A 12,497-nucleotide genomic window follows, 5' to 3' on the forward strand; every position below is an offset into this window, starting at 1 on the left:
CGGCGGGGCTCTTCGCGTACGGGGGGACGGCGACCCGTGCTCTTCCCGCTCCGCCGGGCGCGGGGTCGGACGGCTGCGCGGGGCAGGAGGCACTTCAGCCCGGCATGCCGGGGCCGGGGTCAGGGCCGGGGCCGGGGTTGCGACTCGGTCGACGAGGCGCGCTCTCATGCGCGGGCGGCTTCAGCACGGCGCGGCGGCGACGCAGGCCGAGGGTCGCCTTGGCGCCGAGGACGACTCCCTGCACGGCCAGTACGCACACGCCGAGTCCGTACCGCTCGAAGGCGATGGCGGCGCACAGCGCGGCCCCGAGGAGCGCATCGGCTCCGTCCAAGACGGCTTCCGGGCGGCGGGCGCCGTGCGCCGTGGCCGCACGGTATCGGCGCAGGGCGGCGTAGGCGCCGAGAAGGCTGAACGCGCCGACGGCCAGGGCGACCCAGCGGAACCAAAAAGGTGTCTCCACATGGCGGAATGTAGATCAACGGCGCAGCCGGGTGGATGGCCGGCGGGTGAACTCCGGCGCAACTCCGGGTTCCGGGCGTGCGGCGATGCTCGGGCGACCCGGCCCCCCGCGCGTGTGGGAATCGGCGGGAGTGCGGCAACCTTTTCGCCTGCGGCGGCAACTGGCTCGTGTACACCCCCCAGCCATCCCCGAGGGCAGTGAAAATGGACACCACTCAGCACAGGGCACGGCACCGCAGGCGCAGACTCGGTCTGAGCGTCGGCATCCCGTTGGCAACGGCCACCGCCGTGGGCTTGTCGTATGGCGGGGCCTTCGGAGTGTTCGGCGAGAACGCCCGGCCGGAGGCCGGAGCCGCCACCGCGGACACGGCGTGGGCCCGTGAGGCCGCGGACGGCTTCGCCTCCGTCAACGCCCTCGGACAGAACGGCACCTACGGCGGGCGGGACGGCGCGATCGTCACCGTGAAGAACCTTGCCGACCTGGAGAAGTACGCGACCGACTCCAAGCCGTACGTGATCGTCGTGGCGGGCACGATCACCATGTCCCCCAAGGGCAACGAGATCAAGGTCGCCTCGAACAAGACCATCGTGGGCGCGGGCACCTCGGGACAGATCGTCGGCGGAGGGTTCTTCCTGGGCCAGGGCGTCCACAACGTGATCATCAGGAACCTGACGATCCGCGACTCCTACGCCGGCACGTGGAACGACAAGGACCACGACTGGGACGCCATCCAGATGGACGGCGCCCACCACGTGTGGATCGATCACAACAACCTGCGCAACATGGCCGACGGGCTGATCGACAGCCGCAAGGACACCACGTACCTGACGGTGTCCTGGAACCAGCTGAAGAACGACAACAAGGCCTTCGGCATCGGCTGGACCGACCACGTCACCGCCGACATCACGATCCACCACAACTGGTTCCACGAGACCGAGCAGCGCAACCCGTCGACGGACAACGTGGCGCACGCACACCTCTACAACAACTTCCTGCAGGACGACCCGGACTCGTCCATCACCTCCTCCTACGGCAACTACGCCCGTGGCGCAACGAAGATGGTGCTGGAGAACAGCTACTTCGAGGGGATGAACAACCCGGTCATCAAGGACGGGACGGCCGCTCTCGTGCAGCGCGGCAATGTCTTCGTGGACACCACCGGTCGCAACGAGAGCGGTGGAACGGCCTTCGACCCCACGACGTACTACCGCTACAGCCTCGACGCGACCGCCGATGTCCCCGCGAAGGTGAAGTCCGGCGCCGGCCCGCGCGCCGCCATCGGCAGGGCGACGGCGCCCGCTTCTGCGGCGGCGACCACCCTCACCGTGGCCAAGGACGGATCCGGCAGGTACAAGACGGTCCAGGCCGCGGTGGACGCCGTACCCGTCGGCAATCCCTCCCGCGTGGTCATCTCGGTCAAGCCGGGCACGTACCGCGAACTGGTGAACGTGCCGGCGAACAAGCCGCACGTCACCATCCAGGGCTCGGGCGCGAGCCGCAAGGACACGGTGATCGTGTACGGCAACGCGGCCGGCACGCGCAAGCCGGACGGTTCGGGCACGTACGGCACACCGGGCAGCGCCACGGTCGCCGTTCGGTCGGACGACTCCCAGCTCCGCAACCTCAGCGTCTCCAACGATTTCGACGAGGCCGCGAACCAGTCCCTGGAGGGCCACCAGGCGGTCGCCCTGCTCACGGCCGCGGACAAGATCGTGCTGGACGGCGTCATCGTCACCGGCGACCAGGACACCCTGGAGATGGAAACCGCGGCGTCGGACAAGCCCGGCCGCGTCTACGTCACCAACTCCTACATCGTCGGCAACGTCGACTTCATCTTCGGCCGTGCCACCGCGGTGGTCGACCAGTCGGTCATCACCCTCAAGAAGCGCTGGAACGGCACGTCGGCCGGTTACATCGCCGCCCCGAGCACCCCGGCGGGGCGCAAAGGCATCCTCATCAACCGCTCCACGGTCAACGGCGACGTGGCCGCAGCCTCTTTCCAGCTCGGCCGGAACTGGCATCCCGGTGGCGACAAGACGGTCGACCCGCAGGTCACCGTCCGCAACTCCACCCTCAGTGCCGCGATCAAGAGCACTCCCTGGTCCGACATGGGCGGGTTCTCCTGGAAGGACGACCGCTTCGCCGAGTACATGAACACCGGTCCGGGCGCCGGCCCGAAGAGCACCGAACGGCCCCATCTGACGGACTCCCAGGCCGCGTCCCAGGAGGTCTCGGACTGGCTGGGCGACTGGACCCCGTAGACCGACGGGAGGAGGAGCTCACCCCGGTGCCCGGGCGGGCGCGCCCGCCCGGGCACCGGGGTGGTGGATCACTCCAGGACGCCCGCGCCCGCGCTGCGGGGCCGGGCACGCCTCGCGTCCCTGCGCGCGGCTACCGCGCCCGCATCAGCAGATGCCCCCGGCGAAACCGCTCGTCCTCGCAGGGTTCACGCAGCATCCGGCCGATTTCGGCGAAGCCGGCCTCGCCGGCCACCGCCGCGAGGGCGTCGATCGGCCATCGGTAGGCCGTTGTCACCTTGTGGTCGAACGGCTCCACCGGCCCGCCCTCGGACTCGAAGAAGGCGAGCACGAGGGTGCCGCCCAGGGTCAGGACCCGGCGGAACTCGGCCAAGTACGACGGCATTTCCTGCGGCGGCGCATGGATGACCGAGTACCAGGAAACGATGCCGCGCAGCCGGCCGTCGGCCAGGTCCAGGGCGTCCATCGAACCGACCTCGAACCGCAGGCCTGGGTAGGCCTCGCGGGCAAGGCGGATCATCACCGGCGAAAGGTCGACGCCGAAGACGTCCAGTCCGAGGTCCCGCAGGTGCGCCGTCACATAGCCAGGACCGCATCCCAGCTCGGCGACGGGCCCGGCGCCGGCGGACCGCGCCAGCTCGGCAAAGGCAGCGAGAACCGCGCGATCCAGCGGGAGAGGGTCGAGCGCGCCCCGGACGAGCTCTGCGTAGCGAACGGCGAGGGCGTCGTAGGCGTCCGTTGTCGCACGGAGGTACGAGGGGAGTTCGGTCACGGGGGACGACACTAGCCTTCGGTGCGGGCCGTCACGAGGCGCAGGTGCAGCATGAGTGAGGTCAGGGCCCGTGGCGGCGGTCCGGCCGGTTGCGCGGCGTGCGGAACCATCGTTCGGCCTGTTGCGGCGGGTGCAGCCGCTGCGGTCGCCACTCATCCAGGACGGGGACGGAGAGGTGGCACTCGGCGGTGCCGAGGACGTCCTGTTCACCTGCCCCTCACCTCCCTCTCCCCCTGTCAACATGCCCGTCCCCACCGGGATATGAGCATGAGGGCTCCCCTGTTACGGTGCGCCGATGTCATCCATCAAGCAGTTCCAGGTCACCTTCGACTGCGCAGAACCTGAGCGCGTCGCTCGTTTTTGGTGCGAGGTGCTGGGGTACGTCGTTGCGCCGCCGCCGGAGGGGTTCGCCACATGGGGCGAATTCGATCGCTCTCTGCCGCCTGAGCGGCAGGGTTCGGCGTTCGCCTGCATGGATCCCGCGGGTCTGAACCCGCGGATGTACTTCCAGCGCGTTCCCGAGGGCAAGGTCGTCAAGAACCGGCTGCATCTTGACGTACGGGTCGCCGCCGGGCTCGTGGGTGAAGAGCGACTCGCCGCGCTCGAGGCCGAGTGCGCACGCCTGGTCGCGCTCGGTGCGGTGCGCGTGCGACTCCTGCCTGCCGATGGCGACGACGAGTCGTGCATCGTGATGCAGGACATCGAGGGCAACGAGTTCTGCCTCGACTGAGCCCGGGACGGGGCCGGCTTCATGCACGCCGACCAGCGGGAAAGCGCCGATTTCACGCGGTCGTCCTGGAGGGACCGGTCGAAGGAGGCCCGGTCCAGGGACTGGACCAGCTCATTGCATCACTGTCATTCGAGTCGCACGGGGTGCCGTACGGCGGGGTGCGGTTGCCGTACTCCGAACCCGCCGTCCTGCCGAGCCCGAGCCGCGGCCGCAGGGAGCGTCGGTGGTCCGCGCAAAGACGGCTCCCCGGCATGCGAGGCGGCATGACACGCCTGCACACGGCCGGGCTGCACGGCGCGCGTGGTGCACAGGGGGCGTGCGGGTCGCGTGCGGGTGATGGGAGTGCTTCCGCGAGCCGTGTACGGCTTGCTCCGGCAAAGGAAAAATCGAAAGGAACCAGAAAATGCCGGAGTCTCCGGCATATGGCATATGCCGATCGCGCCACACCCCTCGGGCGGCCGGCGACAGCGAGAGGACCGGTTCGTGAACCACCCGCACAACGACGACGGAGTCGACACGGGCACCGCAGCGCAGATGAGGCGGATCGCCCGGCAGGGCATCTTCACCTCGCCCACATCGGTCGACCCGGCGGCCGCCCGGATCGCCGAAGCGCTGATCGCGACACTGGACGGCACGGCCGAGCAGTCACTGCTGCCTGCCGACCTGCAGAGGCTGACGGAACAGGTCAAGCAGACGGCGACCGTCGGCTTCCCCCGCATCACTGCCAAGGACGGCGTACGGCTGTCGGCGCACACGATCAAGCTGAAGACCGATGAGCCGGCTCCTGTGGTGATCGTGCCCTCGGGCTGGACGCCTTTCGGCTGGGGGCTGTTCGAGTACACCTACCTCCAGCTGGCGCTGCGCGGGTACCACGTGCTGGCGTACACCCCCCGCGGGATCGGTCACACGATGGCCGTGCCGGGGAGCGGATACGTGGACGGCCCCTTCACCTCGGGGGGTACCATCGACGTGGCCGGGCCCGCGGACGTGCGCGATGGTTCGACCGTCATCGACTACGCGCAGAAGCACTTCCATCCCAGCAGGATCGCCTTCCTGGGCGAGTCCTACGGCTCGGGCATCAGCCAGCTGGTCGCGGCGAACGACCCGCGGGGGCGCGTGGACGCGGTCGTGGCCCTGAGCACCTGGGGCGACCTGGCCACGAGCCTGTTCCAGAACGACACCCGGCACCTGGCGGCGGTGGCCTCCCTGATCGCCTTCACCGGCGGTCCGCCCGAGCGGAAGTTCGACGAGGCCACCCGCCGGATCCTGGCGGACTTCCAGGCCGGCGAGAACCTGGACGCCGTAGTGGCGTGGGGCAAGGAGCGGGCGCCGTCCTCGTACGCCGACAAGACCAACGCCCGGGGCATTCCCACGTTCTTCTCCAACACCTGGCACGAGACGCTGTTCCCGGTCAACCAGGTGATCGAGCACTTCAGCGGGCTGACCGTGCCCAAGCGGCTGAACCTGTGGATCGGGGACCACGCCGCACCCGAGGGCGCCGGATTGATCATGCCGTCCAGCGCGCCGAACCTCCCGGTCGCGGAGGCGTTCGCCTGGCTGGACCACCACGTGCGGGACGTCGACAACGACGTACCCACCTGGTCCCAGGTCAGCAGCCAGATCATGTTCACCTACGAGACCCGCACCGATCCGCAGACCGGAAACAAGGAAGTCGTCTCCCCGGCCACCCGCGAGCCCGCGTCGTCCTGGATGGACGTCACCACCTCCACGGAACGGTGGTACCTGACGGCCGCCGCATCGGACGACGAGCGCGACGGCGGCCTGGGCACGGATCCGGAGACGGGCTGGGTACGGCAGTTCACGGCCGGCCGCCTGACCGAGGCGACCGCGGTGGACGCCATCATCACGACCGGCCAGGCCGAGTGGAACGGCAACCCGAAGTCCTACACCCCGGGCAAGTTCGACCGGCAGAGCCTCGCGGTGTGGAGCAGCGGTCCGGTCACGGCCCGCAGCCAAGGCGGCACGGCCCGCCGGATCCGCGGGATCCCCGAACTGACGCTGACCGTGCGCAGCACGGCCCCCTCGACGACCCTGGTGGCCTACCTGTTCGACCTCGGCCCGGACGACACGGCCCGCATCATCACCCACGAGCCGCTCACCCTCGCCGGCCTGACCCCCGGCCAGGACCGCGCGGCCACCTGGAAGCTGCAGGCCGCCGGCTACGACATGGCCGACGGCCACCGGCTGATGCTGGTCCTCACCAGCATGGACCCGCTCTACTCCGACGCGAGCATCGACGACAGCACCACCACCATCAGCTCCCCCGAAGGCAGGGCGGCATACCTGGCGCTGCCCTTGGGCTGACCCGACGTCACCGGGGGGGCGGCTCACGCCACGATCGCGCGGGACGCCTTCCGCCACTGACCGCGCGCCACTGACCGCGCGCGACAGACCGGGCGCGACAGACCGCGCGCCGCGGACCGCTGTACGACGCCGGGCCCCGACCCTTTCCCCCTGGGTCGGGGCCCGGCTGTGTGCAGCGGTGCGGTCGCGGTCAGCCGCCGACATGGATGCCGGGGCGGCGGTCCGGGTCGGGTTCGTGGCTGCGGATGATCTCGCGGGTGACCGGGGCGGTGTCGCCGCGGCCGAGGAGGAAGTAGCGGACCATGTGGACCAGCGGGCTGCCCTCGGCCCAGGCGAAGTAGCAGTGCGGCTGGACCTTGGTGGCGTTGCGCAGGGCCAGCAGGATGGCGGCGATGGCGTTCGGCGCGGCCGGGGCGTCGGCGCGCAGGATGCGGTAGCCGTCGACCTCGACGCCGTGGACGGTGAGGGTGTCGCTGAAATCGGACGGGTCGACCACGTCGATCTCGAGGAAGAGGACATCGGCGTGGCCCGGTACCGGGTTGACGCCGCGCTGTTCGCGTTCCTTGCCGCTGTACTCGGCGACGTCGCCGGCTTGGCGGCGGTTGGCGATGATGTTGATGGCGCCGTCGTGGGCGAGGGTGTCGTCGATGAACCGGCGGGCGTCGTCGTCGAAGACGATGCGGTCGGCGCGCAGTTCGGTGGTGCGCGAGACGCGGGAGACCAGCGACACGATGATGATCCCGGCGATGAAGAACGCGGAGATGACGATGCCGTCGGGCTTGTCGATGATGTTGGCGGCCAGGGCGTAGAGCAGGACCGCGGTGAGCAGGGCGAAGCCGATGGTGGGTACGCGCCTGCGGTGGCGTGCGACGGAGACGGTGACGGCGAAGGCGCCGGAGACCATCATGGCGAGGATGCCGGTGGCGTAGGCGCCGGCCTGCTCGTCGACGTCGGCGTTGAAGGCGATCGTGATGAGGATACACAGGGCGGTGTAGACGATCACGACGGGACGGACGGCGCGTCCCCACTCGGGGGCCATGCCGTAGTCGGGCAGGTAGCGCGGGACGATGTTGACCAGTCCGGCCATGGCGGAGGCACCGGCGAACCAGAGGATGAGGATGGTGCTGATGTCGTAGACGGTGCCGAACACCTCTCCGACGTGTTCGTGCGCCAGGTACGCCAGGGCGCGGCCGTTGGCCGCCCCTCCGGGTTCGAACTGCTCGTGCGGGATGAGGAGGGTGGTGACGAAGCTCGCCGAGAGCAGGTAGACGCTCATGACCAGAGCGGCGGTGGTCAGCAGGCGACGGGCGTTGCGGATCCGCGCGCGCAGCCGCTGTTCGGCATCGGCGCCCTCGGCTGCGATGAGCGGCATCATGCTCACACCGGTCTCGAAGCCCGACAGCCCCAGCACCAGGAGCGGGAACGCCAGGAGCGCGGGTCCCATCAGGTCACCGAAGCCGCCTCCGCCTTCGACGAGGGCGTCCGTCCACGCGGACCACGCACCGGGAGTGGTGAAGACGTGGACCATGCCCACGGCGATGACGACCGCGTTCAGTGCGAGGAAGACCGCGACCAAGGGGATGGCCACGCTGACGGCTTCGCTGAAGCCCAGCAGGAACACCCCGCCCAGGACCAGGAGCAGCACCACCGTGAGGACGACTTCGTGACCGTGCAGAGCTGCGGGGAAGAAGGGGTTCTCCACCACGTGGACGGAGGCGTCCGCCGTCGACAGCGTGATCGTGATGATCCACGACGTGGCCACGAAGCCGAGCAGGACCAGCACGAACAACTTGCCCCACCAAAAGGGCAGCAGGTCCTCCAGCATCGCGACCGAACCGGCGCCGTGCGGGCTCTCCTTCGCCACGCGCCGGTACATCGGCAGCATGCCCAGCAGGGTCAGCAGGACGATCAGCAGCGTCGCCAGCGGCGAGACCGCCCCGGCGGCCAGGGCCGCGATCGCCGGCACGTAGGCCAGGCTGGAGAAGTAGTCCACCCCCGTCAGGCACATCACCTTCCACCACGCATGCGGCTCGGTGTGCCCCTCACCCGCCGCGGGGCCCACGGGCTGCACTTGGTGCCGCAGCATCCACCGCGACACCTTCCCCGTGGGCTGTGCCCGCAGCGCCGGACTGTCGACCACTTCCGGCATCACCGGCTCGCTCGCTTCCTTCATGTCCCCCATCGATCCTTCCCGGTCTGCCCGAAGCACCTGCACCTACACCCGCACCCGCAGCACGCGCACGACGGCCTCCGGGCCACGCGCAACAAGCATCGAGTATGGGGCTGCCGCCCGTGCGGACCCGCACCGGCGGCGCATGGCCCAGGACACTCCCCTGCCCCGTGTGCCCCGTCCCTCACCCAGCACTCGTACGTGTCCGCAGGCCGCAACAGCCCCCGTTACGGGCGCGGTGCAAACGGGTGACGTCCCCTGCCCACCGGGCCGATGGGCCCCGGCCCCGGGACCGCGCAGGACTTCCGGGCGTATCGCAGCGGTGGAAACCTTGACGCATCCCTAACGCGGGGGCGGCCCGATGAACACGTCGGACGGTTCCGCCCGCTCCAGCCGACCGGGGCGGGCGCCGCGTCCGCTGCGGCGGCCGGATTCACCGGGCGGCCCCGGGATCGCGCTCCCGGCAGCGGGCGGGCGGGGCCGTGGGTCCTGCCGTGTCAGGGGCGCGTCCCGCGCACCGTGTCGGGTGGCCGCCGCCTGGCGGAATCCGCGAGCCTGCTCGCGAGCGCCGCGACGAGGTCGCGGAGTTCGTCCGGCCGCTCGATGACGAACGGCAGGTCCAGCGATGCGAGCACGGGTGGCAGCCAGTCGAGGCGTTGCGCCCGTAGCTCGACGCGGGACCAGTGCGCGGCGTCCGGAGCCGCGCCGTTCGCGGACGGTGACTCCTCCACGATCGCGATGCCGGCGGGAAGCCGGCTGTGGATCTGCGCAGCCGTCCCCTGGATGCGCAGGGACACCTCGTGGCGGTACGGGGCGGTGGCGAGTGCTGTCAGGACGTGCTCCGCCGGATCGAGTCCGGCGGGCGGTTCGAACGCGCCCGGCAGGGCCGTCGCGCCGGTGATGCGATCCAGCCGGAAGGTGCGGTCCTCGCCGATCGCGGGATCGGCGCCCGTCACGTACCACCTGCCCGAGTGGGCGACGAGCCCGTACGGGTGCAGCGTGCGCCGGCTGTGCCGGCCGTCGGTGGCGGTGTACCGGATCGAGATCGGCCGGTGGCGGCGCACCGCGTCGGCGAGGGCGAGCAGGACCTCGGTCTGCGGGGCGGCCGACCCACCGGGCGGAGCCGTGAAGGCCAGGGAGCCGAGCACGGCGTCGAGCCTGCGGCCGAGCCGCTCGGGCAGCACCCTGCGGACTTTGGCCGCTGCCGTCTCGCTCGCCGTGCCGGTGGCCGTCATCAGGCCGGCCCGCCGGCCGGCGACCAGTCCGAGCAGCACGGCGAGCGCTTCGTCGTCGCTCAGCATGAGCGGGGGCATGCGGTATCCGGGGCCGAGCCGGTAGCCGCCGTGGCGGCCGCGCACGGACTCGACGGGCACGTCGAGGTCGATGAGGTGGTCGGCGTACCGCCGCACCGTGCGCTCGTCGACGCCGAGCCGGTCGGCCAGTTCGGCGACGGTCCGGATGCCGCCCGACTGCAGGAGCTCCAGCAAGGTGAGCACGCGGGCGATGGGTTTGGACATGCTGAGAAGTCTCCCGCAGATACCGGGCGGATTGTGTCCGGTATCGGTCGTAGCGTGCGGTCAGAAGCATCGACCGACCAGGAGAGAAACCATGGACTTCGTCTCGATCCGCATCATCACGGGCGATGTCGCCCGCCTCGTGGACTTCTACGAGCGCGCCACCGGTGTGCGGGCGACCCGGCCCACCGAGGACTTCGCCGAGCTCCGGACCGCCTCGGCCACCCTCGCGATCGCCGGCACCCGTACCGTCCCTCTGTTCGCGCCCGGCTCCGCCCGCCCGGCCGACAACCACAGCGTCATCATCGAGTTCCTCGTCGAGGACGTGGACAGCGTGCACCGGAACCTGACCGGTTTCGTGGAGGACTTCGTCAATGAGCCCACCACGATGCCCTGGGGCAACCGCGCGCTCCTCTTCCGCGATCCCGACGGCAACCTCGTCAACTTCTTCACCCCCGTCAGCGCGGCAGCCATCGAAAGGTTCGCCCGCTGACGACAGGACAGACGACTGGACACGGTCACCGGCGTGGGCCGGCGTGACGGATCCGGAAGCGGTCGTGTCGCCCCGGGTCCCGGTCGGCGACCTGGACGGGGCGCCCACGCCCATCGCCACACGTTGATGCCCGGCGGGCGGGCCGCTATGGGGCCGCCTGGCGAGGCGTCGCGGGTGTGGTGCGGCGGGTGGCGGAGCGCAGGGCGAGGGCCATCACCACTTCGGCCAGACCGAGCAGAACGAGCCAGAGCCCCAGAAGGCGCGTCAGGGCGATGGCGGAGTCCACCGGGAAGCAGAGGACGACGATGCCGGCGACGGCGCCGAGGGCGCCCAGGCCGAAGAGGAGGCCGCGGTGGACCAGTGCGCTGTCGGCGATGGCGACGTAGGCGGTGAGGACCCCGGTCAACAGCCAGAAGATGCCGACGATCAGGGACAACGCGCCGATCGTCTGCATGGGGTGCCGCAGCACCAGGACACCCGCCAGGAACGCCAGCATGGCGACGAGGACGCCCGCCAGCCTGCTGCCGCCGCGGTCGCTGCTGTGCGAAAAGGCGGTGACGAAACGGAAGCCGCCCGCCACCAGGAGCTGCAGACCGATGATCACGGCCAGGATGTGGAGCGTCTCGTCGGGCCAGACCAGTACCAAGATGCCCGGGATCAGGGTCGCAAGGCCGAAGCCGAGGGCCCAGATCCACGAACTCCCGAGCTGCTTGAGCGCGTCCTCGGGGTCGCTGTGCGTGTACTGCGGCGATGCGCCGGGAGATACGTTCATCACGCTCCTTGATCAACTGGAGGCCGTCGGGCGCCTCGAGGCCGCTGGATACGTCTCGTTGATCCTTTCTGCTCACCTTAGGCCGTTCCGATTAGGTTCGCCCGTTCGGTGATGTTGCCGGGTCGGCCGTGGGCCGGGATGCCTCCGGACGGAGCACAGGGAGCCGCCATGCCGGTGACGCCCTGGTGTGCCTGCTGCGCGGCGACCGGCTCACCGGGAAGGGTGACGTCGCGGAAGGCACCGGGCCGCAAACCGGGCCACCGGGGGCCGACGATCGCGGAGGGGACGTGTGAACAGGCCGGGTAGTGCCCGTCGGCATGCGGCGCTCGCCTGTGTGCGCGCGCTGACGACTGCGGGGATCCTTGTCGCCGGCTACTACCTGCTGCCCTTCGATTCTGCCGTGACGGTCGGCCCCGTTCTCGTGTTCACCGGCTGCATCGCGGGGTTGGTGCTGCTCCTCGCGTGGCAGATCCACACGATCAGGCTGTCCCCGTGGCCCGGGCTCCGTGCCGTGGAGGCCCTGGCGGTGAGCGTCCCGTTCGTCGTGCTGCTGTTCGCGGTCGTGTACTGGCTGGTGGACCTCGGCGCGTCGGGCAGCTTCAACGAAGCGATGTCGCGGACGGACGCGCTGTACTTCTCCATGACCGTGTTCAGCACAGTCGGCTTCGGGGACATCGCGCCGCGCAGTAATACGGCCCGGCTGCTCACCACGGGGCAGATGACGGTGAACATCCTGCTCATCGGTGTGGCGGCCCGGCTGATGGTGAGTGCGGTCCAGGAGGCCAGACGGCAGAGGGGCCGCCCGGCCGCGGCCGGCACCGGCAGCGCACCCCCCGCCCCCTGACTCGACGCCAGTCCTTTCGCACAGGGGCCTCATGGCTCGCACAGGGGCCCATGGCGCCCGTGGTCGCCGATACGCCCGCCGTCGGAGGCCGGCCGGCCTGCCTGCCTGCCGGACATGCGAAGCCCCCGGGCCGGTGCTGCAATGGCTCTGTCGGGCTCC

Annotated in this window: 10 protein-coding genes; 5 read left to right on the plus strand and 5 right to left on the minus strand. The window is 70.4% G+C overall.

Annotated elements, in window-relative coordinates:
- Positions 1-94: 94 nt before the first annotated feature.
- Positions 95-460, minus strand: a complete 366-nt coding sequence (locus AMK16_RS01005) for a hypothetical protein (RefSeq protein ID WP_073907251.1) — start codon at positions 458-460, stop codon at positions 95-97.
- A gap of 203 nt (positions 461-663) precedes the next feature.
- On the opposite strand from AMK16_RS01005, the gene AMK16_RS01010 reads away from it, so the two are divergent.
- Positions 664-2,721, plus strand: coding sequence for a pectinesterase family protein (locus AMK16_RS01010; RefSeq protein ID WP_073907253.1), 2,058 nt, complete (start codon positions 664-666; stop codon positions 2,719-2,721).
- 130 nt (positions 2,722-2,851) lie between these two features.
- On the opposite strand, the gene AMK16_RS01015 is transcribed toward AMK16_RS01010, so the two are convergent.
- Complete coding sequence (locus AMK16_RS01015) at positions 2,852-3,490, minus strand: class I SAM-dependent methyltransferase (RefSeq protein WP_073910136.1); 639 nt, start codon at positions 3,488-3,490, stop codon at positions 2,852-2,854.
- 295 nt (positions 3,491-3,785) lie between these two features.
- Here AMK16_RS01015 and AMK16_RS01020 point away from each other — a divergent pair, with 295 nt between their 5' ends.
- Entirely contained in the window at positions 3,786-4,220 is a 435-nt protein-coding gene (locus tag AMK16_RS01020) for a VOC family protein (RefSeq protein ID WP_073907255.1), read from the plus strand.
- Between the two features lie 483 nt (positions 4,221-4,703).
- Entirely contained in the window at positions 4,704-6,545 is a 1,842-nt protein-coding gene (locus AMK16_RS01025; protein ID WP_073910138.1) for an alpha/beta fold hydrolase, read from the plus strand.
- A gap of 190 nt (positions 6,546-6,735) precedes the next feature.
- Here the strand turns inward: AMK16_RS01025 and AMK16_RS01030 are convergent, their stop codons facing one another.
- On the minus strand, positions 6,736-8,718 hold the full coding sequence (locus AMK16_RS01030) for an amino acid transporter (protein ID WP_073910140.1): 1,983 nt from the start codon (positions 8,716-8,718) through the stop codon (positions 6,736-6,738).
- A 494-nt stretch (positions 8,719-9,212) separates the two neighbouring features.
- Entirely contained in the window at positions 9,213-10,232 is a 1,020-nt protein-coding gene (locus AMK16_RS01035; protein ID WP_073907257.1) for a helix-turn-helix transcriptional regulator, read from the minus strand.
- A 91-nt stretch (positions 10,233-10,323) separates the two neighbouring features.
- Here AMK16_RS01035 and AMK16_RS01040 point away from each other — a divergent pair, with 91 nt between their 5' ends.
- The gene (locus AMK16_RS01040) at positions 10,324-10,722 is read left to right on the plus strand and encodes a VOC family protein (RefSeq protein ID WP_073907259.1); all 399 of its coding nucleotides are present in this window, start codon (positions 10,324-10,326) and stop codon (positions 10,720-10,722) included.
- A gap of 145 nt (positions 10,723-10,867) precedes the next feature.
- On the opposite strand, the gene AMK16_RS01045 is transcribed toward AMK16_RS01040, so the two are convergent.
- Positions 10,868-11,494, minus strand: coding sequence for an HdeD family acid-resistance protein (locus AMK16_RS01045; RefSeq protein ID WP_073907261.1), 627 nt, complete (start codon positions 11,492-11,494; stop codon positions 10,868-10,870).
- 334 nt (positions 11,495-11,828) lie between these two features.
- On the opposite strand from AMK16_RS01045, the gene AMK16_RS01050 reads away from it, so the two are divergent.
- Complete coding sequence (locus AMK16_RS01050) at positions 11,829-12,338, plus strand: potassium channel family protein (RefSeq protein ID WP_073907263.1); 510 nt, start codon at positions 11,829-11,831, stop codon at positions 12,336-12,338.
- Positions 12,339-12,497: the final 159 nt, after the last annotated feature.

The organism is Streptomyces sp. CB00455, assembly GCF_001905445.1.
In the GTDB taxonomy this organism is placed as follows: domain Bacteria; phylum Actinomycetota; class Actinomycetes; order Streptomycetales; family Streptomycetaceae; genus Streptomyces.

Bases quoted from the DNA above. Each gene is read 5' to 3' on its own strand.
- AMK16_RS01040 (WP_073907259.1), top strand. From the start codon at position 10,324: ATGGACTTCGTCTCGATCCGCATCATCACGGGCGATGTCGCCCGCCTC.
- AMK16_RS01030 (WP_073910140.1), bottom strand. From the start codon at position 8,718: ATGAAGGAAGCGAGCGAGCCGGTGATGCCGGAAGTGGTCGACAGTCCG.
- AMK16_RS01010 (WP_073907253.1), top strand. From the start codon at position 664: ATGGACACCACTCAGCACAGGGCACGGCACCGCAGGCGCAGACTCGGT.
- AMK16_RS01045 (WP_073907261.1), bottom strand. From the start codon at position 11,494: ATGAACGTATCTCCCGGCGCATCGCCGCAGTACACGCACAGCGACCCC.
- AMK16_RS01035 (WP_073907257.1), bottom strand. From the start codon at position 10,232: ATGTCCAAACCCATCGCCCGCGTGCTCACCTTGCTGGAGCTCCTGCAG.
- AMK16_RS01020 (WP_073907255.1), top strand. From the start codon at position 3,786: ATGTCATCCATCAAGCAGTTCCAGGTCACCTTCGACTGCGCAGAACCT.